Origin of the sequence: Sulfolobus acidocaldarius DSM 639, from assembly GCF_000012285.1 — an archaeon.
GTDB classification, from domain to species: domain Archaea; phylum Thermoproteota; class Thermoprotei_A; order Sulfolobales; family Sulfolobaceae; genus Sulfolobus; species Sulfolobus acidocaldarius.
In genome coordinates this window covers 744,929-771,598 of sequence record NC_007181.1, presented here as the reverse complement: position 1 = coordinate 771,598, position 26,670 = coordinate 744,929, and the positions used below count along the sequence as shown (strand labels likewise).

General features: G+C 36.3%; 36 protein-coding genes. 16 read left to right on the top strand and 20 right to left on the bottom strand.

Annotated features, from left to right (window positions below; genetic code table 11):
• Positions 1-3: 3 nt before the first annotated feature.
• From SACI_RS04605 to SACI_RS04595, 3 genes are read right to left on the bottom strand one after another with little or no spacing between them, the layout of a single operon-like run.
• Positions 4-330 carry a translation initiation factor aIF-1A gene (locus SACI_RS04605; protein WP_011277828.1) on the bottom strand — a complete coding sequence of 109 codons (327 nt, stop codon included), beginning with the start codon at positions 328-330 and terminating at the stop codon, positions 4-6.
• 44 nt (positions 331-374) lie between these two features.
• Complete coding sequence (locus SACI_RS04600; protein WP_011277827.1) at positions 375-1,553, bottom strand: thiolase family protein; 1,179 nt, start codon at positions 1,551-1,553, stop codon at positions 375-377.
• A 33-nt stretch (positions 1,554-1,586) separates the two neighbouring features.
• Positions 1,587-2,852 carry a tRNA (N(6)-L-threonylcarbamoyladenosine(37)-C(2))-methylthiotransferase gene (locus SACI_RS04595; RefSeq protein ID WP_011277826.1) on the bottom strand — a complete coding sequence of 422 codons (1,266 nt, stop codon included), beginning with the start codon at positions 2,850-2,852 and terminating at the stop codon, positions 1,587-1,589.
• Positions 2,853-2,891: 39 nt separating this feature from the next.
• Here SACI_RS04595 and SACI_RS04590 point away from each other — a divergent pair, with 39 nt between their 5' ends.
• From SACI_RS04590 to SACI_RS04570, 5 genes are read left to right on the top strand one after another with little or no spacing between them, the layout of a single operon-like run.
• Positions 2,892-3,317, top strand: a complete 426-nt coding sequence (locus SACI_RS04590; protein ID WP_011277825.1) for a translation initiation factor IF-2 subunit beta — start codon at positions 2,892-2,894, stop codon at positions 3,315-3,317.
• Positions 3,314-3,622 (top strand): DUF424 domain-containing protein, encoded by a 309-nt coding sequence (locus tag SACI_RS04585; RefSeq protein ID WP_011277824.1) that lies wholly within the window; start codon positions 3,314-3,316, stop codon positions 3,620-3,622. Before SACI_RS04590 ends, SACI_RS04585 begins: the two co-directional genes overlap by 4 nt.
• A gap of 14 nt (positions 3,623-3,636) precedes the next feature.
• Positions 3,637-4,323 (top strand): 60S ribosomal export protein NMD3, encoded by a 687-nt coding sequence (locus tag SACI_RS04580; RefSeq protein ID WP_011277823.1) that lies wholly within the window; start codon positions 3,637-3,639, stop codon positions 4,321-4,323.
• Positions 4,320-4,958, top strand: coding sequence for a ribonuclease HII (gene rnhB, locus SACI_RS04575; RefSeq protein WP_011277822.1), 639 nt, complete (start codon positions 4,320-4,322; stop codon positions 4,956-4,958). The genes SACI_RS04580 and rnhB overlap by 4 nt, the downstream gene beginning before the upstream one ends.
• Complete coding sequence (locus SACI_RS04570; protein WP_011277821.1) at positions 4,948-6,030, top strand: TGS domain-containing protein; 1,083 nt, start codon at positions 4,948-4,950, stop codon at positions 6,028-6,030. The genes rnhB and SACI_RS04570 overlap by 11 nt, the downstream gene beginning before the upstream one ends.
• On the opposite strand, the gene SACI_RS04565 is transcribed toward SACI_RS04570, so the two are convergent.
• The 5 genes from SACI_RS04565 to SACI_RS04545 are packed head-to-tail and all read right to left on the bottom strand — an operon-like array spanning position 6,031 to position 10,418.
• Complete coding sequence (locus SACI_RS04565) at positions 6,031-7,308, bottom strand: glycosyltransferase family 2 protein (RefSeq protein ID WP_015385526.1); 1,278 nt, start codon at positions 7,306-7,308, stop codon at positions 6,031-6,033.
• Positions 7,305-7,826, bottom strand: a complete 522-nt coding sequence (gene ppa, locus SACI_RS04560) for an inorganic diphosphatase (RefSeq protein WP_011277819.1) — start codon at positions 7,824-7,826, stop codon at positions 7,305-7,307. Before ppa ends, SACI_RS04565 begins: the two co-directional genes overlap by 4 nt.
• 26 nt (positions 7,827-7,852) lie before the next feature.
• On the bottom strand, positions 7,853-8,386 hold the full coding sequence (locus tag SACI_RS04555) for an HD domain-containing protein (protein ID WP_011277818.1): 534 nt from the start codon (positions 8,384-8,386) through the stop codon (positions 7,853-7,855).
• 3 nt (positions 8,387-8,389) lie between these two features.
• Positions 8,390-9,733: a bifunctional hydroxymethylpyrimidine kinase/phosphomethylpyrimidine kinase gene (gene thiD / locus SACI_RS04550; protein ID WP_011277817.1), complete on the bottom strand. Its 1,344-nt coding sequence runs from the start codon at positions 9,731-9,733 to the stop codon at positions 8,390-8,392.
• A complete protein-coding gene (locus tag SACI_RS04545; RefSeq protein ID WP_011277816.1) occupies positions 9,711-10,418 on the bottom strand; it encodes a MoaD family protein in 708 nt (235 codons plus the stop codon). The genes thiD and SACI_RS04545 overlap by 23 nt, the downstream gene beginning before the upstream one ends.
• A gap of 36 nt (positions 10,419-10,454) precedes the next feature.
• Here SACI_RS04545 and SACI_RS04540 point away from each other — a divergent pair, with 36 nt between their 5' ends.
• The 3 genes from SACI_RS04540 to SACI_RS04530 are packed head-to-tail and all read left to right on the top strand — an operon-like array spanning position 10,455 to position 12,406.
• The gene (locus tag SACI_RS04540; protein WP_011277815.1) at positions 10,455-10,880 is read left to right on the top strand and encodes a hypothetical protein; all 426 of its coding nucleotides are present in this window, start codon (positions 10,455-10,457) and stop codon (positions 10,878-10,880) included.
• A 21-nt stretch (positions 10,881-10,901) separates the two neighbouring features.
• Entirely contained in the window at positions 10,902-11,651 is a 750-nt protein-coding gene (locus SACI_RS04535) for a GHMP kinase (RefSeq protein ID WP_011277814.1), read from the top strand.
• The gene (locus SACI_RS04530) at positions 11,606-12,406 is read left to right on the top strand and encodes a 4-phosphopantoate--beta-alanine ligase (RefSeq protein ID WP_015385525.1); all 801 of its coding nucleotides are present in this window, start codon (positions 11,606-11,608) and stop codon (positions 12,404-12,406) included. Before SACI_RS04535 ends, SACI_RS04530 begins: the two co-directional genes overlap by 46 nt.
• Here SACI_RS04530 and panB read toward each other — a convergent pair.
• The gene (gene panB / locus SACI_RS04525) at positions 12,385-13,191 is read right to left on the bottom strand and encodes a 3-methyl-2-oxobutanoate hydroxymethyltransferase (RefSeq protein ID WP_011277812.1); all 807 of its coding nucleotides are present in this window, start codon (positions 13,189-13,191) and stop codon (positions 12,385-12,387) included. The genes SACI_RS04530 and panB overlap by 22 nt on opposite strands.
• Positions 13,073-13,765 carry a hypothetical protein gene (locus SACI_RS11620; RefSeq protein WP_011277811.1) on the bottom strand — a complete coding sequence of 231 codons (693 nt, stop codon included), beginning with the start codon at positions 13,763-13,765 and terminating at the stop codon, positions 13,073-13,075. Before SACI_RS11620 ends, panB begins: the two co-directional genes overlap by 119 nt.
• A gap of 54 nt (positions 13,766-13,819) precedes the next feature.
• Here SACI_RS11620 and SACI_RS04520 point away from each other — a divergent pair, with 54 nt between their 5' ends.
• Genes SACI_RS04520 through SACI_RS04510 form a run of 3 tightly spaced genes read left to right on the top strand, consistent with a single transcriptional unit; the run spans position 13,820 to position 15,992 of the window.
• Complete coding sequence (locus tag SACI_RS04520) at positions 13,820-14,566, top strand: ABC transporter ATP-binding protein (protein ID WP_011277810.1); 747 nt, start codon at positions 13,820-13,822, stop codon at positions 14,564-14,566.
• Positions 14,547-15,728, top strand: coding sequence for an ABC transporter permease (locus tag SACI_RS04515; RefSeq protein WP_011277809.1), 1,182 nt, complete (start codon positions 14,547-14,549; stop codon positions 15,726-15,728). Before SACI_RS04520 ends, SACI_RS04515 begins: the two co-directional genes overlap by 20 nt.
• A gap of 36 nt (positions 15,729-15,764) precedes the next feature.
• Positions 15,765-15,992, top strand: a complete 228-nt coding sequence (locus SACI_RS04510) for an Lrp/AsnC ligand binding domain-containing protein (RefSeq protein WP_011277808.1) — start codon at positions 15,765-15,767, stop codon at positions 15,990-15,992.
• A gap of 152 nt (positions 15,993-16,144) precedes the next feature.
• On the opposite strand, the gene SACI_RS04505 is transcribed toward SACI_RS04510, so the two are convergent.
• Entirely contained in the window at positions 16,145-16,459 is a 315-nt protein-coding gene (locus SACI_RS04505) for a hypothetical protein (RefSeq protein WP_011277807.1), read from the bottom strand.
• Between the two features lie 148 nt (positions 16,460-16,607).
• Between SACI_RS04505 and SACI_RS04500 the strand changes: the two genes are divergently transcribed.
• The gene (locus tag SACI_RS04500) at positions 16,608-16,784 is read left to right on the top strand and encodes a ribbon-helix-helix protein, CopG family (RefSeq protein WP_011277806.1); all 177 of its coding nucleotides are present in this window, start codon (positions 16,608-16,610) and stop codon (positions 16,782-16,784) included.
• Here the strand turns inward: SACI_RS04500 and SACI_RS04495 are convergent.
• The 6 genes from SACI_RS04495 to SACI_RS04470 are packed head-to-tail and all read right to left on the bottom strand — an operon-like array spanning position 16,774 to position 20,255.
• Positions 16,774-17,394, bottom strand: coding sequence for an MBL fold metallo-hydrolase (locus SACI_RS04495; protein ID WP_011277805.1), 621 nt, complete (start codon positions 17,392-17,394; stop codon positions 16,774-16,776). The two genes, SACI_RS04500 and SACI_RS04495, sit on opposite strands and share 11 nt — an antisense overlap.
• Positions 17,391-18,551, bottom strand: a complete 1,161-nt coding sequence (locus tag SACI_RS04490; protein WP_011277804.1) for an isopropylmalate synthase — start codon at positions 18,549-18,551, stop codon at positions 17,391-17,393. The genes SACI_RS04495 and SACI_RS04490 overlap by 4 nt, the downstream gene beginning before the upstream one ends.
• Before the next feature lie 19 nt (positions 18,552-18,570).
• Entirely contained in the window at positions 18,571-19,182 is a 612-nt protein-coding gene (locus tag SACI_RS04485; RefSeq protein WP_011277803.1) for a 6-hydroxymethylpterin diphosphokinase MptE-like protein, read from the bottom strand.
• An 11-nt stretch (positions 19,183-19,193) separates the two neighbouring features.
• Positions 19,194-19,391: a hypothetical protein gene (locus tag SACI_RS04480; RefSeq protein ID WP_011277802.1), complete on the bottom strand. Its 198-nt coding sequence runs from the start codon at positions 19,389-19,391 to the stop codon at positions 19,194-19,196.
• Complete coding sequence (locus SACI_RS04475) at positions 19,375-19,785, bottom strand: hypothetical protein (protein ID WP_011277801.1); 411 nt, start codon at positions 19,783-19,785, stop codon at positions 19,375-19,377. The genes SACI_RS04480 and SACI_RS04475 overlap by 17 nt, the downstream gene beginning before the upstream one ends.
• Positions 19,782-20,255 (bottom strand): hypothetical protein, encoded by a 474-nt coding sequence (locus SACI_RS04470; protein ID WP_011277800.1) that lies wholly within the window; start codon positions 20,253-20,255, stop codon positions 19,782-19,784. The genes SACI_RS04475 and SACI_RS04470 overlap by 4 nt, the downstream gene beginning before the upstream one ends.
• Before the next feature lie 15 nt (positions 20,256-20,270).
• Between SACI_RS04470 and SACI_RS04465 the strand changes: the two genes are divergently transcribed.
• Together SACI_RS04465 and SACI_RS04460 are read left to right on the top strand one after the other, a co-directional pair.
• On the top strand, positions 20,271-20,780 hold the full coding sequence (locus tag SACI_RS04465) for a hypothetical protein (protein WP_011277799.1): 510 nt from the start codon (positions 20,271-20,273) through the stop codon (positions 20,778-20,780).
• Positions 20,758-21,177, top strand: coding sequence for a 6-pyruvoyl trahydropterin synthase family protein (locus SACI_RS04460; protein WP_011277798.1), 420 nt, complete (start codon positions 20,758-20,760; stop codon positions 21,175-21,177). The genes SACI_RS04465 and SACI_RS04460 overlap by 23 nt, the downstream gene beginning before the upstream one ends.
• On the opposite strand, the gene SACI_RS04455 is transcribed toward SACI_RS04460, so the two are convergent.
• Together SACI_RS04455 and SACI_RS04450 are read right to left on the bottom strand one after the other, a co-directional pair.
• Positions 21,174-21,563: a hypothetical protein gene (locus SACI_RS04455; protein WP_011277797.1), complete on the bottom strand. Its 390-nt coding sequence runs from the start codon at positions 21,561-21,563 to the stop codon at positions 21,174-21,176. The genes SACI_RS04460 and SACI_RS04455 overlap by 4 nt on opposite strands.
• On the bottom strand, positions 21,535-23,043 hold the full coding sequence (locus SACI_RS04450) for a dihydropteroate synthase-like protein (RefSeq protein ID WP_011277796.1): 1,509 nt from the start codon (positions 23,041-23,043) through the stop codon (positions 21,535-21,537). The genes SACI_RS04455 and SACI_RS04450 overlap by 29 nt, the downstream gene beginning before the upstream one ends.
• 76 nt (positions 23,044-23,119) lie before the next feature.
• Here SACI_RS04450 and trxB point away from each other — a divergent pair, with 76 nt between their 5' ends.
• Positions 23,120-24,091 carry a thioredoxin-disulfide reductase gene (gene trxB, locus SACI_RS04445; RefSeq protein ID WP_011277795.1) on the top strand — a complete coding sequence of 324 codons (972 nt, stop codon included), beginning with the start codon at positions 23,120-23,122 and terminating at the stop codon, positions 24,089-24,091.
• Entirely contained in the window at positions 24,088-24,891 is an 804-nt protein-coding gene (locus SACI_RS04440; RefSeq protein WP_011277794.1) for an inositol monophosphatase family protein, read from the top strand. The genes trxB and SACI_RS04440 overlap by 4 nt, the downstream gene beginning before the upstream one ends.
• Here the strand turns inward: SACI_RS04440 and SACI_RS04435 are convergent.
• The gene (locus SACI_RS04435; RefSeq protein ID WP_011277793.1) at positions 24,833-26,641 is read right to left on the bottom strand and encodes an AAA family ATPase; all 1,809 of its coding nucleotides are present in this window, start codon (positions 26,639-26,641) and stop codon (positions 24,833-24,835) included. The genes SACI_RS04440 and SACI_RS04435 overlap by 59 nt on opposite strands.
• Positions 26,642-26,670: the final 29 nt, after the last annotated feature.

Here is a 26,670-nt window from a genome sequence, read left to right as displayed (position 1 = left end):
GAATTATCCTCTGAGCTGTTCTATCACATCCTGGCTGATGACCTTGTCTTCCACTAGTCTTCTTACTTCACTTTCCGTATACCTATACACTATGTCGCACTTATTAGGCTGAAAGTCCCAAGGGGCAGCCAAAACCACATCTCCTTCTCTTATCCAGACTTTCTTCTTGAGTTTGCCTGGAATTCTGCCTAGTCTCTCTTTTCCATCAGTACATATGACCTGTACATGTTCTCCTCCAAAAAGCTTCTTTACAACACATATTACCTCGCCTTCTATAGGCTTGACAACCTCTCTTGTAGGTTGCTCTGTATTCGACTTTTTCTTTGCCAAACTAGTCTACCACCAATCATAATTAAAACACAAAACCTAAAAAGCTATAGTAGTTCTACTGCTATTGCTGTGGAACCACCTATTCCGTGACATATACTCGCAATACCGTATTTTCCATTCATTTTCCTCAGAACGTTCAGTAATGTCACAAGTATTCTTGACCCGCTGGCACCTATAGGGTGACCCAATGCTATTGCTCCCCCATAAACGTTTAACCTATCATAAGATACACCTAGATATCTATTAAACAACACATTATTCACTGCAAAGGCTTCATTGTTTTCAAAATAATCAAATTTTGATAATGGAATGTTGATTTTATCCAGGAGCTTCTTAACTGAATATATAGGTGCCTCAGGGAATTTCCAGCTCTCAATACCTATCCAACTATATCCCAATACTCTGGCTATCGGCTCTAACTTGAATTTCCTGACCGCACTTTCACTCACGAAAACCAGAGCAGCAGCACCATCACTTATTTGTGACGAGTTACCGGCTGTATGAAGTCCGTCAGAACCAAAAGCAGGCTTAAGTTGAAGAAGCTTTTCTAGTGTAGTGTCTGCCCTAATCCCTTCATCCTTATCTACAACACGACCATCCACATTAAGGGGCACTATTTCGTCTTTAAAGTATCCCTTTTCTGTAGCTATAGTTGCCCTCCTGTGACTCTCATAAGCGACCTCATCGAGTTCTCTTCTGGTTATTTCATGTTCCCTTGCCACCATATCAGCCTCTTGTCCCATAACCTTGAAATTAAAAGGGTCAGTAAGACCGTCTATTATCATTGTATCGATAATGTCTAATGACTTGTTCATGAGCATTTTCGTTCCCCATCTTATTTCACTACCTATTGCGAATGAAGCTCTACTCATACTTTCCATTCCGCCCGCAACAACGATGTCCGCATCCTCACTTTTTATCATTTGCACCGCATTTATGGTACTTATCATACCTGATGAACAAACCATATCTACACAATAAGCGTCTGTTTTTGCAGGTATACCGGCTTTTATAGATGCTTGCCTGGCTAAATCTTGACCGTGACCAGCTCTAAGAACATTCCCCATTATAACTATATCAATTAGTTTAGGATCGACTTTAGCCCTATTAACAGCCTCTCGAATTACAACAGACCCTAATTCTGATGGAGAAATATCCTTAAGTGATCCTCCAAATTTTCCCAAAGGAGTTCTAACTGCAGATACTATATATACATTGTCCATGTGATGTAGTTTATTTCAATAGTTTAAAATCTTTTAAGAAATAGGTTCGCCTCTTAAATCGTAGAAGGAAGCTTCATTTATTCTCACATTAATTCTTTTTCCTAATTCAACATTTTGCCTTATGACTACAGGGATGTAATTCAGTGTTCTACCAATCACAGAACCCTTTCTTCCATACTCTGTTGTAATAACTGAGGCTATGGAATTTAAGTAGTCTGAGTGTATTTCATACGCCAATTCCTCATAAAGCTTATTTGCAATTTGGATTCTCTCTTTTTTCACTGGATCAGGAACTTGTTTCATGGAAGCACTTCTAGTATTAGGGCGTATAGAATACATTGCTAAATGAATACGTTCAAATTTAATATCTCTCATTAGCTCTAAAGTGTTTCTAAAAGCGTTCTCGTCTTCACCAGGATGTCCAATGATAATATCTGTGGTTATGTTTACAATGGGTACTTTTTTACGTATTTCCTTAACTAAGTCCTTGTACTCATCTACTGTGTACTTTCTATTCATAAGTTTTAAGACATTGTCGTCTCCACTCTGAACAGGCAAATGAATGAACTTGTACACCTTAGTTTCTCTCAACACCTCTATAATTCCATCTATATCTCTCATAGCCTGTTCAGGTGTCATCATACCAATCCTAATCATGAAGTCTCCTTCTACCTCAGTTACTTTCCTCACTAAATCTGAAAGTTTAATCTGACCCAGATCTAGCCCGTAAGCTGCGGTGTCTTGACCAGATAGTTCTATCTCAACTGCTCCTTTCCTAACTGCATCTCTCACACTTTCAACTATCAAATGTGGTGGATAACTCCTTAACTTTCTCCTTGCCAACTTTGTTATGCAGAAGTTACAATCCCCTGCGCAACCATCAGCTATAGGTAATATAGCAATCTTACCGTCAAATACCTTGGGTGTAATAAGTGGCTTATCCTCGTTCAAATAGACTTGACGTTGTTTACTGTTTTCCACTACATCTACTATCTTTTGCACGCTTTGTGGTCCTATAACAGATGCCTCAGGAGCTAAGCTCACTACGACAGCAGGTTCAGCACTTGCTAAACAGCCTGCCACAACTAGTCTTTTGTCATTATATTTTTTCAACTCTTTGATTCGTTGTTTCATTCTCTCCTCAGTCTCTAACCTCACAGCACAAGTGTTTATTACCAAAATTTCAGCATCTTGTATATTGTCAACTATCTCGTGCCCCTTGTCCCTAAGCAAAGTCATCATGATGTAGCTGTCTCCTTTGTTTAGAGCACACCCATAAGTTTCAATGTACACTCGCATAGATTAAGTATTTTAAACTTCAAACTCTTAAGATTAGTTGTGACAGTCAAAGTCGATAAGAATTACGAGCAGTTGTTAGATAGATTGTATGATAGGCTACCAGACAAGGCACAAAAATCAGGACAGCAAAACCTACCTAACCTAATCGTACTACAAGTGGGAAATACAACGATAATCAGAAACTTCAGCGAATATTGTGACAGAATAAGGAGAGAGGATAAATTATGTATGAGATATTTACTTAAGGAATTAGCTGCACCAGGGAGCTTAGGGGAAAATGGTCAACTTGTAATTCAAGGAAAATTCTCATCCCAGGTAGTGACTATGCTTATGGAGAGGTTTTTGAAAATGTATGTGCAGTGTAGTACATGCAGAAGTTTTGATACTATATTAAAGAGAGATAAGAAGGTTTGGATTATATCTTGCTTAGCCTGTGGAGCTCAAACACCGGTGAAACAGTTTTGAACGATAGAGTAATACTGAACGTCATAAAGAGAGACAACTATACTCTTGTTAACATCTGTGAAAGAGAGACCTTAGGTAAGACATTTGAGGAGAACAATCTTAGACTAGTGGTTAATGAGGAGTTCTTTGGTGGTCAAGAAGTAGGGTTAGAGTATGCTTTTTCCCTGATAAATAGCGCTACAGCTGTAAGTATAGTGGGTAATAAAGTTGTGGAGGAAGCTATAAAAAGGGGATTTGTGGCAAAGGAAGGAGTTATTGAAGTGAAAGGAATTAAATTTGCGCAAATATATAACTTAGAATCGTGAGTAGACACTTTTGTGTGTCATGCGGAAAAGAAAACGTGGAATTAATTGACAGATTATGCATAGACTGTTACATGAAAATCAAGGAATTAATAACAGTACCAACTGAAATTCAAGGAAAATACTGTAAGGTATGTGGATCTGAATGGGTCTCAGGGAAGTGGATAAAAAGTGCAGATCAAGACCCTTTAACTTCCATAGTTTATCGTGAAATCGATAGGAATATCAAAACAGATCCCAATGTAACTGATGTGGAATATACAATAGTGAAACAATGGTTAGATTATAATGACCATCCATTCATAGATGTAGACATACGAGGAAAAATAGGTAATAGAGATTTTAGACTTACAAGAACCATAAGTTTAAAGGTTGAGAGAGTTTTATGCCCTTCATGCCTCAGAAGGAAGTCACGATATTATGAGGCTATAATACAACTGAGAACTAAAACTGGGGAATTCACACAAAGTAAGAGGACTGTGTTTGAATCCTTTTTCAATGAGGAAGTCATTAATAATCTGTCAGATGTGATTGAAGGTAGAGAGGGAATAGATTACTATTTCATAAATAAAGGAGTTGCAAAACGACTAGTGTCATCTTTAATGTCTACAATAAAGGACATTAAGATTACAGAGAGTTTTCAAGATGAAAGGATGAAAAATGGAAAAAAGAGTGCTAAATTAGTAATATCAGTAAGAATATGATTTTAGTCGGAATCGATGAGGCGGGAAGAGGATCCCTTATAGGACCTATGGTTGTAGCTGGTGTCGCAATAGATAGTAATTTTCTAAAATTTCTGAGTGAAATAGGTGTAAAAGATAGTAAAAAATTAACCAGGAAGAAAAGGGAATATCTTTTCGGTGTAATTTTAGAGTACAGTTATGCTATTTCCCTGGTGAAAGCATATCCAGAAGAGATAGATTCCGAAAATCTCAATGAAATTACATATAGGGCTATGATACAGATAATACACTCCATGTCTGTTTACAATCCTTCCATAGTGACTGTCGATAAAGTTGGTAATGCTAGTGCTGTGGAAAGAGAGATCATTAATATCAATTCTTCCCCTAGAGTGGAAAATAACGCTGATGTAAAATATGTAGAGGTAAGTGCAGCGAGTATAATAGCAAAAGTAGTAAGAGACAATATAATAAATGAGCTAAAGAAGACGTATGGTGACTTCGGAAGCGGATATCCTGGGGACAAAAAAACAGTAGAATGGATTAAAGACCTATATTCGAGACAACCCACATATGCTTTACCCATAATAAGGAGGAGTTGGAAAATTTTACAAGACATTGCACCTAATTATTATATTAGAAAAAGAGATGGTAACTAACTTACCAGCTGAGGCTAAGGCTAAATGGATAAAATATATGGACGCTAAAACCCCAGAGGAGAAAATCAGGGCTCTTCAAGAGTTCCTTAGTGCAATACCTAAACATAAAGGGACAGAAAACCTAGTTTACTGGGCGAAAAGAAGACTAGCAGAGCTCAAGGATGAGGCTGAATTAGAGAGGAGGAAGAGTTCCTCGGTAAAAAGGGGTCTCCAATTCTTCATTGAAAAAGAGGGAGCAGGACAAGTTGTGTTATTGGGAGATCACGAGCTTAAAAATAGGTTAATGAGAGAACTCACAAATGTAAAAATAGATCCTCGGGATTTACCCGTACCTGGTATGATGAAGTACCTTGATGTGCAAATTCAATTGGTAAATACCCCTCCACTAATATTTGAGGCAAAAAGTCTAATAGGAAGAGTTCTAGGACTGACAAAAAATAGCGATGGAATACTAATAGTTGTTAAGGACAAGGAAGAATACAAATCAATAAGAGACAACCTAGAAAACAACGGTATTTTTCTTAGAAAACCAAAGGGGAAGGTAATCATAGATAGAACTAGGTATGGGAGATTAGGGATAAGAATAGTTAATATGGGTAAATTAGTTAACACTAACGAGGACGACGTAAGAAGGTATTTAGAGGGCTTTGGTATTAGAAATGCGTTAGTGAAAATAATAGGCGAGGTAACTCTTGATGATATTGAAAGAGAAGTTTTCGGCACCAGCCTATATAAACCCGCAATAATCGTATCTAACGAAGAATTTACCACTGAAGAGGGGATACTCGTAATAAGAATAAACGATACAGATAGATTAAGAGAGGCAATATTCAAAATACTTGATGTAATAAGGGTTTACACTAAAGAACCGAAGGATAAACCCTCCATGGAACCCTTAATAGTAAAGAGGGGAACCACAGTTGTTGAGGTTGCCAGAAAACTTCACAATGAATTAGCTGAAGGATTTGGGTATGCAAGAGTTTGGGGAAAATCGGTGAAATTCCCTGGTCAGAAAGTAGGTGCAGATCACGTTTTGGAAGACGGAGATATAGTTGAAATTCATTCAGCATGACTAGAAAGATTCAATTAGTGCAACTAGTAGAATTACTATACTTGAAAGTACAAAACCCATAGATGCATCGAAAAAGGATATTAAATAAAACGGTATACTTATCAACGGAATATTGTTATCTTCGATTAATCTACCCCCTTTATCTAATATTTTTGGAGTTACTCTCCACTTATACTTTAAACCGAACAGTCCTTTAAGATATCCAGTTATGGAAGCGTCTAGTATAGTCTTCAGTATTTTAATATCGACCCTTTTCTGGTTTAGTACCTGAGAGTAAAAAACAACAGAGATACCATATATAAGGATGAGGAGCAGGAGGTATGTCTGAGTTATATTAAACACAGGTGTGAGTATTCCGTAAACACCAAGAACTGTGAAAAACAGAGGATAAATTACCCACTGTTGGGAATATAGTAAGCCTTCAAATCCTTTGATACCTTTTTTCAGAAGTTTCAATGATGATTTGAGAAGTTGTGAGGAACCATATGACCATCTTTGTATTTGATTATAAAGATCCATTAGTGTATAGGGCGACTTCAAGAATACGACAACATCGTCATAAAATAGGTTCTTAAGGTCATTCAGATACATTCTTATTCCAAGTTCAAGATCTTCAGCTATCGCGTTTTCCTTCCATCCTCCTATACTTAATAGAGTGTCCCTCCTGATAGAGAAGGCTGAGCCATTTGGAAATATGGGTAGACCTAATTTACTACGCCCTTTAAACATCATATCCATAACCTTCTCCGTAAATTCCGCATAATATGACTGAATACTGGTGGATGTATCATAAATTATTATTTTTAAAGAACATGCAACGTAGTCTTTATTATTCAAACGCTGAAGAAAATCTTCATTAACTCTTGCATCTGCGTCCATAAACACTAGGTAATCTCCTTTAGATATTCTTGAGGCAAAATTAAGTGCACCAGCTTTACCTCCGCTATTACTCTCTCTCCTTATTAATCTAAAGTTTTCTGGAAATTTAATCTCCAGATACTCCCTGAATTTTGACTCATCGTCATCAGAAACTATTATAACCTCATATCTTTCATAGTTAATTCTCTTTAAATTTTCCACTAAAGACTCTATAACTTGTTTACTTTCATCCTTTATAGCGACTATGATACTAAACGTTTTTTTATGTTTATTAAAGGTTGTTTTATGATCATCCTTCTGTGATTTGCCCAACAAATAGTATATACCTTGCAAAAAATTCCATAAGGATAATATCCCTACGATTACTAACCCAGGGATAAGTAAAAAAAATGTATTCATTGTCCTCCTGAAACTCTCTTTATTGCTAATTGTATACGATTCTTAGCCTCGGTAGCTGATCCCCATCCAGATATCTTAACGTACTTTCCAGGTTCAAGTTCTTTATAATGCTCGAAGAAGTGGACAATCTTATTCTTAGTAGCCTGTGGTAGGTCATTAATATCCTTAATGTTTGAAAAGCTTGGGTCTGTCTTATCTTTAGGCACTGCAACAATCTTAGCGTCCTCTCCCTCTTCATCTTTCATATATAAAATACCTATGGGTCTTACCTCAATTACGCTTCCTGGATATAACTGATAGTTTGTTATCACTAATACGTCTAGTGGATCGCCGTCTTCCTCTAGCGTACCTGGGATAAATCCGTAATTGAAAGGATAATTCATGGAAGTGTACAGTACTCGATCGACCTTTATAACTCCTTCCTCATCGTCGTATTCGTACTTTATATTAGAACCCTGAGGAATTTCAACTAGAACGTTGACCACATCTGGAGCATTTTTACCTGGTGAAAGCTTCATAATTATCGCATTTAATATGACTAACGCTAAATTAAATTATTTACTATAGCGTAAATATGATCTTTAACAATTTTGAATGGTTCCTCATTAACTATTCTCTCTAGCTCAGTCTTGTAATTTTCTACGATTTCTTTGACATTATATCCCTGCTTAGAGTATCTCAGTGCTTGGAGATAAGTTGAAAGCTTATCACACAATTTAGCTAATCTGCCTTCTATCGTAGTAGAATTATATTCATTAAAGAGTTCCTCACCTATTCCAAGGATTCTGATAGCTTCACTCTCTAACTCTTTCTTATTTCCTATTTTTTCAGTAGCCCATTTTGGCAGATCTCCAAGCAAGGTTTCACCAATATCATGAAATACAGCTATAGTTACTGCTTTTTCGGCATTCACATACACTCCATTTTCCTTAAGTTTGGTGGCAATGTAGTATGCTAGTACACCTGCCTCCCAACTGTGTTGGGAGATAGTTTCACCAACTCCTCCAGGAACTCCCCTTTGCATCCAACCAGTTCTCACTAGATTCTTTCCTCCTGAAAGAACTCTCTCTAAATCCATATCTCATAAATTTTTGGCGAGATATTTTAATGTATCAATCATCTCATCAATCGATGATGTCCAAAATCTGATCATTGCCTCCTTACCCTTAACACCTCTATCGAAAATTACGTTTGGTATTCTCCCATAATTTTCGTGGATATAAGATGCTATCCACTGCATGCTTTTTCCCTCTACATTACTCATTGGCTCCAATTCTCTGTTTATCTCCAACGTATTATACCCTACCTCTTTGAGAAGGTTTACTATCTTATCTTCAAATCTTATGTTCATTAAAACTGATGCCTTGGTCTCATAAGGTAAAATTGATAACAATAACCTAGCAGTATGCGTAGGTTTTCCAAAAACTGCAGGCAAGCCAACTTTAACTCGGTTATCCCAATTCTTAACAATTCTATCCCTAAATGTTGCAATATCCTCTAATCCACGTACATATTGTGAAGGTATGGAGTGAGCCAAATTAGACTGGACTTCAGGAATTAATTTGTAAAACCCGTCAACTGACTCTACCTCCTGTGAAAACCTAGTCATCTCTTGAATAACATCAAACTTCATACTTTTCTTCATGAAAGGAACTACGGGATCTATCGGACCTATACCATGACCGATTTCAAGACCGTAATATATTGAGTCTTGTAATAATGATCTAGCATGCCTCAATGCGGTAAGAATATCGTTACCCTTTGATAATTCTGCTGAGACTGCAGTAGCAAATACGCTTCCTGTACCATGCGTATGCCTCTGGTTTAATCTCATATATCCTATACCGTAATATAAATCCCTGTTAGAATCATATAATACATCAATACTGTAATCGTCCTCAGCATGACCGCCCTTTACTACAACATATGGTATATTAAAGTCCTTAGATATTGTCTTACATGCCAATTTCACTTCTTCTATGGATGATATTTTCAGACCGGAGAGATATGAAGCCTCTGGAATGTTAGGTGTCAGTACAGTCGTATTACGGAGAATATTTCTTTTGTACTCTTCTAAATCCTTTATAAGCTGAGTTCCATCTTTAGCAAAAAGTACAGGATCAGTAACTACTCTTTTATCCCTTAAATAGTCTTTAACTACAGCAAATTGGTCGTTATTATAGATCATACCTATCTTTACATCCTTTATTTCAAAATCATCAAATAGAGTATCTAGTTGTGTTTTCAGGAATTCAGGTGGAGTGGGTAAAACAGCTCTTATTCCTGTAGTCGATTGGGCAGTTAACGCTGTAACTGCAATAACTCCGTGAACCCCTAAAATTTCATATACTTTTAGATCACTTTCAGCACCAGCTCCATTACCAGTATCAATCCCTGCAATACTAAGAGCTACCGGCTTTCTCATCCCTTTTCACCCTAGTGTTTCCTGCAACTACCCAATATTCTCCATCGTCTCTGATCTCTAGCTTCCAGATACCTGTTGTATGTTTAACTAACTCCACAGCCTCTTCAACTGCCTTAAGCGTGTCTCCCCTCCCACGTCCTAAAGCCATAACCAAGAAAACATCATCGCCAGGTTTAAGATCATCTACAACATGTAGAATTTTCATCTTGACTAAATCCTTATATTTGGTCCGCAAATTCTCTATTATCTCCTTTAACCTCTTCTCTGTATACTCTTTATATGCCTCGTATCTTAGCTCATAGACTTTATGCTCCTCAATTGCTCCTTTAACTATTCCTAGGTATATAACCATAGATCCCACTTCTTCTGTTGCCTCTGCCCTAAATTTTCTAATCTCCTCTAATAGATTAAAGCGGGAATTCATGAATAATTCCCCACCTGCTGGAGGTGGCAAAAGGGCAACTTCATCACCCTCTCTTATTTCGTTGTCGACCTTACCATTAACTAATATTACAATCCTAACTGGACCAAAACCCTCTCTAACCACCCTGCCAAACTCTTTTCCATATACTTTTTCGAGCTGGCTTACAAGGCATGCGACATCTTTACACTCAGTTTCAATAATTTCCTCATTCTTTTTAGTGTAGTCTCTCAGGAGAGCAAAGTATCTCACTTTAATTTTCATTTACCTCTTCCTCCGTTATAACTCAATAAGAGTAATATGGATGATGACTTTTTAAGTTATTTACTAGCAGGTGAAAATAAGGTAGCAAGAAGATACGCTACGAACGATGATTTAATCCTGAAACGATTAGACGAAATTGAAAGACTAATCAGAGGCTTAAATACGTCAAAAACACCTCAAAAACAGAGTCTTTGCGAACAAATTCTTGAGAAGGGTTATATAGTGACAGACCAGCATATTAGATCAAATACCCATCCTCAACTATTCGTCCTTCCAGTAGGTGACAATAGTTCCCTTATTACGTTTAGGGATACTATGGATTTACTCTTGGTGCACTTTAGATTGTACAAGAACGAGGTGGACAATAAACTTTCTAAAAGGTTACTGAACATTTATTCCTTTCTCAAGAAAAATGGTTTAATATACCTCGACCACGAGGACATGATGTATAAATTAATATAATATTCCAATCCTTTTTATAGCGTGGATGTAGAGGTATTAGTCCCGCTAAACATCTCTGGTGTCTGGTATCCAGTGTACACTAATAATCCTTTAACTACAGGTTCTATCGGCATAGGTTTAGTGGTTGAACCTAGGATAATGGTTAGAGGAAAGAGATCAAACAAAGCTGAGGTGGAGTTTAACGGAAAAATAATTGAATTCCCAAATCTAGCAATTCTCAAGAGACTTGGTGAACTAAAAATTTCGGTTCAGAGTCAAGTTCCATTGGGCTTTGGATATGGTCTAAGTGGTTCAATCAGTTTAGCCTATTCTTACCTGGCGTATGAACTAGGACTAACAAGTTTGAAGGAAGCACTTTATACCGCTCATGAAAGTGAGGTTGTCAACAAGAATGGTCTAGGAGATGTAATTGCCGAATACATTGGAGGAGGGATAGTATATAGGAAAGTTCCAGGAGCACCAGGGATAGGTAAAGCGGAAAAAATCAATGTATCGTGGAGTGAACAAGTGTGTAGTAAACCAGAGATGGCATTACCCACTACAGTTTTATTGAAGAAAAATGAGAACGCATTAACATACATTGAGGAATTTCTTAAGAATCCTGATCTAACTAAGTTTTTCGAAGTCTCTAGGAAGTTTACAGAAGAATTAGGTTTTGTTTCAAACATACCGAACTCATTTAGGAAGAAAGGCTTAATAATCAAGCATGGTGATTGTAACAAGGAATGGATACAACACACTCCAGCGACAAATGGAGTGTTAATTCATTGATACCAGAGAATCATCCCAGAAGAGAGTCACTTATTATCAGAGAGAAAGTTGTAAAGGCGTTGGAAGATGGTTACCTAGCACCACAGGGTCTAATAGCACACGGACGAGGAGAGTGTTTCGACTATTTGATTGGAGAGAAAACCCAAGAATTTGCTATGAAGGCTATGAAAGCTGCAATAGCCATGCTCTTACTTGCTAAGAATCCAGTTATATCCGTGAACGGAAATATGGCAGCATTGGTACCAGATGATATAGTGAGATTAGCAGAAGAGATAAACGCCAAAATTGAGGTAAATCTATTCTATAGAACACTAGATAGGGAGAAGAAAATCGAGGAAGTTTTAAAGAGAGCAGGGGCTAAAGAGGTGTTGGGAGTAGGAGATGATGCTTCTGCAGTTATTCCTGAACTATTCAGTGAACGGAGAAGGGTAAGCAAAAAGGGAATTTACATAGCAGACGTTGTTCTAGTTGGGCTAGAGGATGGAGATAGAACTGAAGCGTTAGTTAAGATGGGAAAGAAAGTTATAGCTATAGATATTAATCCGCTCTCAAGAACCTCACAAATGGCGTCATTGACAATAGTAGACAATATAATCAGAGTCTTTCCTAAAATGATTAGTTTAGCTAAAGAGATGAAAAAGAGCGATAAAGATGAACTTCAAAAGATAATAAATCAATATAATAATAAGGAAATTTTAAAAGAATCCCTAAGATTCATATCGGAAAGAATGAATCAACTTTCCCTCTCCTTATAATTTTCTCCCTGCGGAAACTTACTCTCCCTTACTTCTTCAACATATTTATTAACAGCCTTTTGGATTTCCTCTTTCAAATTAACATATGCTTTAGCAAAATATGGTGTAAACTCGCTCAGTCCCAGAACGTCATGAATAACTAATATCTGACCATCACAATAGGGACCTGCTCCAATGCAAATAGTTGGTACTTTAAGCTTTTCAGTAATCTTCTTTGCTACGTCTGCATAAGTGTTTTCTATAACCAAAGAAAAGATACCTGCCTCCTCTAGTACCTCAGCATCCCTCAAGAGTTGCTCTTCCTCATGTTTACTTTTTCCTAAAACCCTAAATCCGCCGATCCTCAAAAACCTTTGAGGAGTAAGCCCTATATGTCCCATGACTGGAATCCCCGCCCTCACAATCTTTCTCACTACATCTGCCATCTCTTCTCCCCCCTCAAGTTTTACAGAATCCGCCCCATGCCTTACAAACAATCCCGCATTCTTAACTGCTGTATTAGCCGAAACCTCATAGGATAGAAATGGCATATCAGCGACTACTAACTGTCTAGGTTTCGCCCTGACCACAGAATCCAAGTGAACTAGCATTTCTTTCATAGAAACCTTTAGAGTATTTTCATACCCTAAAACGACCATCGATAAGGAATCGCCAACCAGGATTCCATCAAGATTCGTCATTGACATTATTTTTGCCGTTGGGTAATCGTAGGCTGTAAGCATAGTTATTTTCTCTTTCCCCTTCTTTTTCAGAAAGTCCCTTATTGATACCTTCCCTGCTGACATATATTTTTCTACCGATAGTATATGCCAAAGTTAATATTTTTTGAATTCGTTTAGCTACCTCTTGAGTCTCTTCATACTGTAGAGCGTCTTCGTATAACTCGGTTAGTTGTGAAATTTGGTCAAATATTAATGTCCTAAACATTTTCTTATCTACATCACTGAGTTTAACTTTCCTGTTAATGAACTCTAGTTTCTTTTCTATTTCTTTTGGATCCAAGGAATAAAATTTAAGAAATATAAGTCTAATTTTTGGATCCTCTACCTCCTCTTGATCCTTCACTACTTCTAAAACCTGATCTTTATCAATAAACCTCCACCAATGCTGATTGGTACTTTTGTAACTGGTCTCAATAATTCCGTACTCCTTTTCTAAGCTTCTTAGAATCATCTTTGGATCAAAGTAAAACCCCTTAGATTGTAGCCTCTCTACTAGAGCTTTATAGCTGAAATCGCCAAGCTCTAAATTCTCGTTCTCTTCCGTTATCTCTATCGCATTTGAGATTACCAATCTGCCCTTGTCAGCAAACTTCAGTAGGAACTCGATAGTTCTATCTCTAACACTCCCTGTTACCACAACTGTATATCTGAAAACTATTTAATATAACATCCCAAAAAGAATCATGGTATAATGACTGACGAAATAGCTGTCAGTGTTACTAACCTTGTTAAGAAGTATAAAAACGTAGAAGTTCTAAATGGGATCTCTCTGCAGGTGTATAAAGGAGAAGTATTTGGGTTAATTGGACCCAACGGGGCAGGAAAGACAACTACCTTAAGAGCTATTTCAGGAATTCTGAAAAAATACGAAGGTGACATAAGTATATTCGGATACACCCCTGAAGAAGCTAAAAAACTAGGATATATTTCTTATATGCCAGAGGATGCATTTCCATATGAGAAATTATCGGGAATAGAAAATTTAGAGGTGTTTGCACAGATATATGCGAGAGGAGATAAGGAACTGGAGAAAGAATTCTTAGAGTTAGGAGTGAAAATAGCTGATTTAGGAAATAAGATATATGAACAGACCTCAATTTACAGTAGAGGAATGAAAAGGAGGCTCATGATAGCAAGAGCTCTCATGGTGAAACCAAGGTTAGCCATTCTCGATGAGCCAACAACTGGGCTCGATGTCGAGTCCACAGTCAGAGTAAGGAGAATTATAAGAGAACTCCCCCGCTCAATCAATACCACAATACTCTTCTCCTCACATAATATGTTGGAGGTAGACTTTATGTGTGATAGAATAGCCTTAATAAACAAAGGAAAGATTGTGGAGATTGGAATGCCCAAACAAATAGCAGAGAAGTATAACTCAAAAAACTTAGAGGAGGCTTTTCTGAAGGCGATAGGGAATGATAAGAGTATTTCTTAGAAAGGAACTAATGGAAATCAGAAGGGATAAGAGGTTACTGGTTTCAATCATAATATTACCGTTTATCCTCTTGCCAATAATTGGATTGATTTTATTTGCCACACTAGGTGCTCAACAACCTGTTATCGAAATAATAAATCAAAATCCAAAAAATATTCCTTACGTAAATTTCGTGGAGAAGAATATTGAATCTAGTGGTGCAACTGTTGTAATGAATTCGAGTTCCGGGACTACTCCTAACGCAATAATAGTTTTCCCTAAGGACTTCTACGATAATGTGACCAACATAAGTAGACAGGCATATGTGGTACTGTACGTTGTAATATCCTCGAATCAGCAAGCAGTAAACATTGTGAATAATGCTCTATATAATCTTCTGGTCAATATTTCGAGTCAAAGGATAGCTCAACTTGAGAAACTTGCCAACACGTCAGTTTCAGTGGATGATATAAGGAATCCAATATACTTAGTTTTAGGTTATAAGACGTCATCTGGTTCAACCACAACATCGTCAGCAAATCAACTAGCCCAATTAAGTAGACTGGTAGCTTTAATACTATTCCCCAGCGTGACACCAGTAGTTTTCTACTTGCTAGAGGGAATAACAGGAGAAAGAGAGAGAAGAACCTTAGAGGCTTTACTATCTACCCCTCTGACTGTACGTTCTTTCATAGTATCCAAACTTCTGACTGCCTCATTACTGGGCTTTTTGTCTTCCATTGGTGATGTTTTAGGAACGATTATCTTCGTTTCGGTAAGTGGTATTGGTTTGGCTATAAATCTTACAGAGATGATCCAACTACTAGCCCTTATAGTCATAACTTATTTAATTTCCATACTTCTAACAGGCTCATTAAGCTTAGCTCTTCTATATATATTTGGTGGATCCATACGAAATATCCAGATAATTAACTTCTTAATATTGTCTTTTGGAATGGCTTCCTCCTTCATATCATTATTTATAAACACTGCACAACTGTCCTTTCCTCTGTCTCTAATATACATCATACCTTATGTTCAATTGAGTCTTGGGTTTCTCTCATATGTATTCGGATCAATACAAGAATCCATATTCTCTTTATTAGTAACAACAATTATATCTGTAGTTCTAATAATACTTGTTATTAGATCTTTCGATTCAGAGAGACTTCTCTTGAAATAAAAAAGATTTTATATTCTTATGATATAAAATTATACTATGCCAGTAAAGGCGTATGTTCTTCTCGTAACCGCTGTTGGAAAAGAAGTGGATGTCTCTAATGAACTAAGAAAAATAAACGGAGTAAAAGAAGCGAACCCGGTATATGGAGAGTATGATGTAGTTGCTGAAATCGTAGCAGATAATCTAGATGAATTAAATAAAGTAATATTTCAGGTAAGAAGGAATACCTCTATTTTGAGAACCGTAACTTTAATCGTTATGTAATTCAGTACGAGGAATCAAGTCATCATAATATAGTTTTTCAGTTCGTCCCTGTAACATCATTATTATAATAATCAAATTTTTCCTAAAATTAGGACCCTCCTGCGCTCATAAGCCCTCGGAACACGAGGACATTTCACGCAGGCCCAATATAATTATTTCTTAATATCCCTATTTATAATTTCCACTTCCTCTTCTTCATCCTCTTCTTCAAATTTTTTGATCAGCTCGCCCACTAAAGTTTCCAGCTGTGCCATTCTCGCTTCTAAATAAATGATATTTTCCTCTAGTTTAGCATACTTATCATCTTTCTTCTCTTCTTCTTCACCCTGTTTACCCTCAAAAGATCCCTCTATACCCATCTTTATAAAGAATTTTACAAGGTCAGTAATCTGCACACCCATATCATCAGCTTTCCTCTTAAGCTCCTCATATATCCATTCCGGTAGTGATAAGTGTATAGTGGGCAATATGTATTCTCCTCATGATAAAAATATATGAAAGGGAATATATTAATCTTCATCATAATAGATTCCTCTTTAAAATAAGAGACTGAAATACCACTCCAGAAAATACTTAAACCATACAAATGAGAAGTATAATATCGGGATAACAAAGATGAGAGTAGTTACATTTAAGGTGGAAGAAGATTTGTTAGAATTGTTGGACAGATATGCAATAAAAACAGGTTTAAACAGATCAGAAGCAATAAGGAAAGCAATTGAAAAACTAGTTAGGGATGAGATAAGCAAGGAGACAGTGCCGGTTGCCAGGGTAGAAAAAGTCAAACTTTAAAGATAATTACAGTGTTTTCTTGTAAGGTATTTTCGTCAAATTCTTTTTCGTCTAGTTCCACTATTTTTCTGCTATCCTTAATGATCCCAAGAAATTCCTCTAGAGGATTAAGAGGCATGTAATGACCCTTAACCCAATAGTGCATAGGGATAACAATTCTAGGACGTAAAATGTTGACTATGTCGGTAGCCTCCTTAGCATTTACAGTTATGACGCCTCCTACTGGTAATAATAAAACATCTGAATTCTTTATTTCCTCAATATTCTCTGGTACATGACCAATATCTCCCAAATGAACTATGGAGTTACCGTTTGGAGTTATAATTTTATATATCGCAGTTTCTCCTCTTCTCCTGCCTTTTTCTTTATCGTGATAAGCTCTGAACCCTTTTATAGTATAGTTTCTGAACGTAAATTCTCCATACTCCTTTAGCTTAACTGTCTCGTGAGGTATTATCTCATATGCATTGTGATCATAATGATCATGAGTAATAAGTACTAAAGGGGCTTTAGTCTCAGGTTTAGGTAGACCAATACTTGCACCATCGTGTGGATCTATTAGAATTAACTTATCTATAAGAAAACATGAGTGTAAGAAAAATCTAATCATGCGGTTATCTTTTTATTAATTACTTTAATAGCTATCGCTTTGGCATCAGCTGATGTTACTTTGTTACCAGCTTCTGCTAAACTTTTTATCTCTTTTAGAACCTCTCTCAATTGAGTATCGTCTAGAAATATCCCTTGTTCCTCCAGTAATCTCTTCAATCCATGTATCCCACTATGCTTCCCTAATGCGATCCTTCTGAAGTTCCCTACCTCTTCTGGGGAGATTGGCTCATATGTCATAGGATTTTCAATAACTCCATGAACATGTATTCCTGCCTCATGTCCAAATGCGTTCTCACCTACTATAGCCTTAAAGTAAGGCACTGGAACACCTGTAAGCTCTGCAACATATCTGCTCACTTCGTATAGCAAGTAAGTTCTTACGCCCACATCATAACCTAAGAGTTTCTTCAGTGACATTACGACTTCTTCCAACGAGGCATTTCCCGCTCTTTCACCAATTCCGTTTACTGTAACATGGACTTGCCGAGCTCCAGCCATAACACCTGCTATAGAATTCGCAGTAGCCAAACCGAAATCGTTATGGCAATGAACACTGACTATCTTATCTCCAGTTACCTTAACTATCTTACTTATCAGATCATAAAACTTGAAGGGGTGCATTACACCTACTGTATCTGGAATGTTAATCCTATCCGCTCCAGCATCTATTGCCGTTTTAACTGCCTTCAATAAGAACTCTTCATCACTTCTAGTCGCGTCTTCAGGTGAATATTCAACTATTAATCCGTGATCCTTAGCATATCTCACTGACTCATAAATTCTATTTAAGACCTCTTCTCTTGTCATTTTTAATTTATATTTCAGATGGATATCTGATGTAGCTATGAAGATATGAATACTTGATAACCCTGTATCAATCGTTCTATCTATATCCTGTTTTACAGACCTTGATAACCCAGTTACTTCTACTTGATCTCCTATCTCAGATAAGATTTTTTTAGTTGCTTCAAATTCTCCGTCAGAAGATGCTGGAAAACCAGCCTCTATGACATCAACTCCTAGCTCAGCTAATCTCTTTGCGACCCTTATTTTTTGATCAACTGTCAAGTCTATTCCTGGAGCTTGCTCTCCATCTCTTAGAGTTGTATCAAATATCCTGACTTTTTTCGAATTAACCGAGAATAGACATCCCACAATAAAGTTAACTGAGAACTTAAAAATCTTTACTTAAAAATTTTTCGATTATCCACTTAGCTATTTTTAATTTTTTTTGTTTAACCCAACTAGAATATATATTGTTTTTATAGTAGGGTTTAGAATACTTTCCTACAATACCTGAATCGAAGTCCATACCGTATAGAGTAACAGATTTTGCGTTGAAAAGCTTGGCTAAGACTACTGCTCTATCACCATCAGTAAATCCCCCGAATAACCTTAGTCTTCCAAAGGGCATAACTTGACAGGTGCCAATTAGTCTTTTCATCCTTTTGGCTTTATATAACAGTTTTATGTTGTCACCGTGAGCTAAAACCACATATAGAGAATCAGGGAACACTGTAATGCCGTCTAAGTCTGTGACTACTATATCAGGAGTTATGCCTTTACTCACTAGATAGTTTGTGGCACCATCAGCACTAATAATAACATCTTCCTCAATCTCTGTGACTTCTTCTAAGTTTGGTCCTGCTCCGACCACAGCAACTTTTCTACCTCTTATTAAGCTATTTAGTTCCTCGATATAGTCATCACTGTTAATCATGATATTTAGTATACTTGCTGAGACATAATCATCTCTTTCGCTAAAACCGAAGATCCTTCTCAACATAGAGTAAAAGTTTAACCAATAGAACGTATTCTGAAGTATATTTTATTCCCCTCTTCTCTTATTATCTCGATCTTATACTTTTCCATAACCGATTTGAAATACGGGTTTTTTCTGCTTATTCTGTAGATTATATCCATTGAGTAATATCCTAGTGCCTCTATTATATCACTACTACATGTTGCGTTGTCAAGATCAACTATGGAACTCATCAAAAACTGTATTAGCTAGCTCAAATAAATCTTCAACTTTTTTAATGAGCGCCTTTACATCTATGTTTCTTGCTAATATGGAGTACATTTTCAGTGAGGACTCTTCTACCAAGAGGAGGGCATAAAGTCTTTGCTCCAACAATTCTAACTCATCAATTAGTTTATTCTCCTTTTCACTGGCTTTACCTCTTAAGAGCTCAAGAAATTGAGCCTTATGAGATCCTTTGTAGTAAAAGCCATATAATACTAACATGCTAAAGCTAATATTTTCTACTAATTCGTACATTCGTCTCAGAGAACCTAGTAAATCTCCTTCTTCAAAAGCCTTCTTACAATCTGATAGATCCCTAAATGACCTGGTAAGAAATTCCGATGCTAACGAACTGTTGTTCATAGATCAACCACCTTACCCTTATCTATGTCTTCAACTTTCATTACACTCTTTCCAATTATACTAATTTTTTCAGGAAGTAAATTCTTTATCTTATTATCTGTATCTAATAATATCTTACCTCTTGTCATAGCATACAATACTATCGGCATATTATAGTCTAGCTCATCAGGATCAACCAGTATTGAGTAGATCAATGGTCTATGACCATAAGATAGTATATACTCTTTATATAGTGGATTATTTTTCAACTTGTTTATAAAATACTCTATTATCTCTTGCCTAGCCAAAAACGACACTCTTCTCAATTTACTTATCACCACTATAATGTAAATCTCTAAATCCTCATCCATCTTTTCTAATGCGTCTCCCGCAATAAGTATGCCTTTGACATCCTTTCCATAATGGTCAATTATACTTGAACAAAAATCTCTAACCAGACTTAAGAGTGAGTTCATACTTATTACTTGCATGACTTATTATTACATATGAATAATATAATTAGCGACTATCTTAATGCTCAACCAAAAGAGAAGTTAAAAATAGTAGAAATAGATATACCTTGCGGGACTGAGTGCATTAAAAACTCCAAATACAGTAATCTTCTGAACATAGAATCTTTTAAAGAACAGATTGAAATATTGGATTCCCTCAAGTCCTTAATTGAAGAGAAGATTGACACATTGGAAAGGGAGATACATGATAAGGTAAATAGCTTTAATGTTAACATAGAAGAACTAACTTATTCAATATATAATTCTATAGAAAATGGTAAAGATTATATTATTGGTCATGATTCACTAAAATTTGAAGATAAAGTTTTAGCAACAGGAAAGTTTCAAGAAATTATTTCACTATCTCAGGTCATAGATAGTATAAAGAAAGATAAGAACATAATATCTTTATGCGACGAGATCAGATATTTAAGTGAATCTTTATGGGAACATTTTAATAAAAACATTAGGAGGGTCTTAAATGAAAGTAGTAATAGGAGTTGAAGGCTTTTCATTCGACTCTGCGCATTACACACTTTCATCGAAAGGTAATGATCAAATTCATGGGCATACATATAAACTATCAGTAGAGATTGAAGGACAGGATGTAGATAAAAATTCAGGATTTGTAATAGACTTTATGATTCTGACCAAAATAATTCATGAAGTAATTAGGGAATGGGATCATAAACTCATTATCCCCTCTAGAGATGCTAGGAAGATAGAGTTAAAGGGACCTTTTAAAGTGGAATACAAGATCATAGAGGAAGATTTCCCCACAGTGGAATACATTGGCTCAGAAATTGCTAAAGATATTTATGAAAAATTAGAGAAAAAATTCAAGGTAAGAGTAAAGATTTACGAGGGAGAAAATAGCTACGCACTAATAGAATACCCCTAATCAATAATATATCTTAAACCAATATTATCTATAAACCTAGAGGAACCAAATGGTTTAGATAACGAGAAACATAATACATCCTCGTTAAAGGCGTAGCATGAGTATGGATTCTGCAAAAACTTATTCAAAGTAAATACATCCCCATTACTACCATTGCTAACAAAACCCTCAACTGTAATGTGAGTAAATTCCCCGTTCTCGAACTCAACAACAATACCACCATATACCATACAATAACACATTGCTTTAGAATAACCCCTACATGCATCCTGAATATCCATTGAACTACTTAGTTTTTGAATAATCTCCCCATGAGTAATTAAAGGGGGAATGACCGCAATATATACAACATAATTGTCAGTGTTTCTTTTTATTACTGTAGGCATTGATATAAGCATGTTTAAATAAGGGTTTATCCTGAATATAATTTTTACCTAAGTTCAAGGCTATCTCCGCTTTAGCTAGCTCATAGCCTATGTATAAGGCGTGCTCAGTGTTGACATTAGCTTTTTCAATAAATTTTCTTCCTATACTTAAGCCACTAGTTCCGACTACGCTGAATTTTTCTTTGCCGTAATAGGTTAGTACTATCTCTTCATCATTCTTATCTATCTTTACATATCCTTTATCCATATTCTTTGGTTCTAAATATTCATAAACCCTAATGATTTCCCCAGAATTCTCATTCAAACTTGTAGATATTTTTTTCTTGTCCTTTAAAATTAGTAAATCTAACCCCAAGTCTTTAGGATTTTTACGTTTGTTAAGTGCTATAGATATCATCTTAGTAGCAGTGTTAATTTCATACGAAGACCCTCTAGTTTTTCCTCTCTCCATCGTTAGAAGATTAGCGACACCTAACTCTCCTGCAATTGATGTTAAAATCCCATTTATTCCAACACTATCAGCATCTATAAGTTCTGTAACATTAAGTAAGCCCATGAGCATAGGCTCATTGGAGTTTTCTCTTACCGTTTTATATTCGCATAGACTTTCCACTAATCCAGTTATGGGAGGTGAAAGGATAGGATCAAGGATTAACTTATCAAATCCTAGTTGCTTTGCCTTATCTCTAATTTTCAATGTTGTAGTAGCTTTATTTTCCACGCTAAAGGGAGCTACAATAAATACCGCATCCCTCTTGATGTCTAAGAGATCAGATATATTTTCTTCATTTAGATTGAATACAAAACTTGCTCCAGCCTTTACTCCCTCTATTAACTCTTTAGGGGAGCCAGAATCAATCGCAGTAAGCTTCATAGACGAAAGCTTACTTACCTTATTTTTTACTTCACTTATATCCTCATGACCAGACGGGAACCCGATAACTATGACATCCACTAGTTTATCCACCCTCTCTATCTCGTTTTCCAACAACTCCAGGGATTTCGTCCCATCGATCTCAAGAAATATCCTAAATGGTGGCGGTCTTCTGGGAATCTTTAGTCCATTTACCTCAAATGCGTAATCACCGTTCTCTTCTAATCTCCTTAATTCCAAAGACACCTCTTTTTCTCTCTCTATGCTGATTAATTTGTCCGCTGGGATAGTTGTGGAAAAGCTAAGACCATTTTTTAAAGCTTGAATCATAAGTGGTAAATCGTTTATGTCCTCAGTTCCCTTATAGGTCTTTATACCTGTAACTTCCTCTATTTTTTTAGCATCTCCATTTACCAGCCCAGGAATTATTATGTAGTCGTATTTGCCCAGCTTAAGACTCTTTAAATTTTCTACTATATAATCAACTGTCATTAGTGAAGCTATTGGATAATTGAGCATTAGTATATCCGTGTCTACACCTAATGAGGAGGATACTGCTTTTACATTGTTATAGGCTAATTTAGCGGTTATCAATAATACTCGCATTGATTCTTAATCTTGCCAGGTAGAATAAAAATCAAATCTAGGAAAACTTAAAATTCATTAGAAGTAGATTATACATATGAGTCTATTACCAAAGGTATTTAACGTTAAAGAAGGCGAAAAGTACGATACCATAATTATAGGTTTAGGACCTGCTGCTTATAGCGCTGCATTATATGCTGCTAGATTTATGTTAAAAACACTTGTTATAGGAGAAACTCCAGGTGGACAATTGACAGAAGCTGGTGAGGTAGACGATTATCTAGGCTTGATAGGAATAAACGCGCAAGATATGATAAAAGTATTCAACAAACATATTGAGAAATACGAGGTACCAGTACTTTTAGATATCGTGGAGGGTTTTAAGAGAGAAGGAGACGAATTCGTGGTTAAGACAAAGAGAAAAGGAGAATATAAAGCAGATACTTTAATTTTAGCAATAGGAGTCAAAAGAAGAAAATTAAATGTACCTGGAGAAAATGAATTTGCAGGCAGAGGAGTGTCTTATTGCTCAATATGTGACGCACCGTTGTTTAAAAACAGGACTACGGTAATCGTGGGTGGAGGAGATTCTGCGCTTGAGGGCGCTGAAATACTTTCAAGATACTCCAATAAGGTTTATCTAGTCCATAGGAGAGATCAATTTAAAGCACAACCTATTTATGTTGAATTGGTTAAGAAAAAACCGAACGTCGAAATAATTCTAAACTCCGTAGTAAAGGAAATTAAGGGAGAGAAATTAGTAAAATCAGTTGTAATACAGAATATAAACACTGGAGAGACTAGAGAGATACAAACTAATGGTATATTCGTGGAAATAGGTTTTGAACCACCTACCGATTTCGCCAGAGCACATGGAATAGAAGTAGATAACAACGGATATATTAAAGTCGACGAGTGGATGAGAACTAACGTAGAGGGAGTATTTGCAGCAGGAGATTGTACGGGAATGTGGCTTGGCTTTAGACAAATTATTACCGCGACAGCTCAGGGTGCAGTTGCTGCTCATGCAGCATTTAATTATCTAAACCAGAGGAAGAAGAAAAAATGAAAAGAGAAGATGTAGAGAAGGTAGCTAGCGAAGCTTCTAAATATATATATGAAGAGAGAGAAAACAAGGACGTCGACAGAGTAATTAATGTACATGGTAATGACGTGACTAGAATTATAGATAAGAGATCTGAAGACTTTATTGTGGACAGGTTAAAAAGTCTAGGATATAATATACTCATAGTTACAGAAGAATCAGGTGTAATTGACAGTTATGGGAAAAATTACGATTACATTGCAATTGTAGATCCACTGGATGGAAGTACAAATTTTGTATCAGGAATACCATGGTCTTCAGTATCTATTGCTATATACAATAGGGACGAAGAAGATATACTCAGTTCAAATGTAGGTGCTGTAAGCAGTATTTTCACTCCTTACACATTTTCCTACGATGAAGGAAGCGCTTACGTAAATGGCGTAAAGATAGCAGAGATAAAAAAGCCTGAAAAAATACTATTATTAGCCTATTTCTCCAGGTCAAAGCTACCTAATCTGAAATTATTTTTTGAGAAGATTGGTCAGGGTTATAAAATAAGAAGTTTAGGAAGTGCATCCTTAGATATGATATTAGTGTGTACAGGCAGGGCAACAATGTTTTTTGATATAAGGGGAAAACTGAGAAATGTGGATATTGCAGCCTCATCTAACTTCTGTTCCAGATTAGGGGTAATTCCATACGACATAGGTTTAAGAAAAATTAAAAGTAGTTTGACGGAAGTAAGTGTTGTAAAAGATTTAGTTATAAGTCTTGACGAAAGTCTTCTAAGATCTTTCTCTCTTGCTTTACAGACGGTTTAATTTTACTAGCTGCCTCAATTAAATCCTCATAACTCAACTTTCTATCCACATTTCCTCTTATTATCTCCCTTAGAACCTTTAACTTAGCCTCTCTAGCTATAGCTGCAAGATCAGCACCGCTATAGCCTTCAGTGACTTTTGCAATTTGATCACATTTAACCATTTTACACTCCTCAAGTCCAATATACTTTTGGAGAATATCTTCCCTCTCCTCAGAATTAGGCAGAGGCATGTACACTATTCTATCAAATCTACCCGGTCTTTTTAGTGCAGGATCTACATCCTCCATTCTGTTTGTCGTTGCAATAACCACTACCTCCTTTAAGCTCCTTATACCATCCATTTCTGTTAGCAACTGATTTACCACCTTAGAGGAGTCGGTTTTCTGATTTTCTCTTCTAGGTGCTATTGCATCTATCTCATCCAGTAAAACAATAGCAGGCTTATTCTCCCTTGCCCTATTGAAGACTTCTTTGATTGTACTAACTGCACCTTCATATCCCTTGTATAGGATCTCTGCCCCACTAATCATTATAAACTTAACACCTAGTGTCTTAGACAATGCTTTTGCCATCATAGTCTTCCCTACACCTGGTGGACCATGTAATAGAATTCCCCTTATTGGGGGTATCTTCATTTGCTCCATCAGTTTGGAATAACGAAGTTGTATTTCTAATAGCTCATATAACTCCTTCTTTATTGAATTATACCCACCTATGTCATCTAAGGTTATTTTTTCATTATCAGAACTTGTGATTTCTGGACCCCTGAACTTCCTCTCATAATCTAACCTAAACTTTTCATATTCTTCCAACATTTGAAGTGTTACGCTGGGCTTATATCTCTTTATAACATCGTTAAAATCTTGCATACTTATTTTTCTCTCTACATTTCTTTCTAAGGCTTCTATTGCTGCCCTTCTTGCTACTTCCTGGCATAAGTTAGCCAAATCTGCACCAGTAAACCTCTCAGTCATTTCAGCGAGTTTATCAAAATCTACATCGCTCTCTAATGGTTTAGCTTTACAATGTATTTCCAGTATTTCTCTTCTTGATCTCTTGTCAGGTAACCCTATGTAAATCAATTTATCGAATCTTCCTGCTCTCAATAGGGCTTTATCTAATAAATGGGGTATGTTTGTGGAACCTACTAAAATTATACCATCATTCCCTTGCAAACCGTCTATTTCAGATAACATGAGGGATAGTAGTCTAGGAGTAACAGAATCTCCCGTATGACTTTCTCTTCTAACCCCTATTGTATCAATTTCATCAAAGAAAAGTATACATGGGGAATTCTTTCTTGCATTTGCGAAAAGTTCTCTAAGTCTAGCCTCGCTTTCACCATACCATTTACTCATAATATCGCTGACGTTCACATAAATGAAGTTAATTTTAGCTTCATTTGCTAATGCTCTCATCATTAGTGTTTTTCCACACCCTGGTGGTCCAAATAATAGAATACCTTTTGGAGGTTTAATACCATATTTCCTTGATAACTCCTTATACTTTAATGGGAATTCTATGTACTCCTTAATTTCCTTCTTAACATCCTCATATCCACCTATCATTTCCCAATTAATCCTATCAAGGATATCATTTTTACGTTGATTTTTTTGTTGAATTTGTGTCGCTTTATCTGAAACAATGAATTTTTGTGTCTGTTTTTTAAACAACAGGGATAAGATAACTACTATAAATATGATTACCCCCAAGAGTGATATGATTATCGGTACTTCATCAATGGTCATAACTAATCTGAATATCTATTTCCCGATAT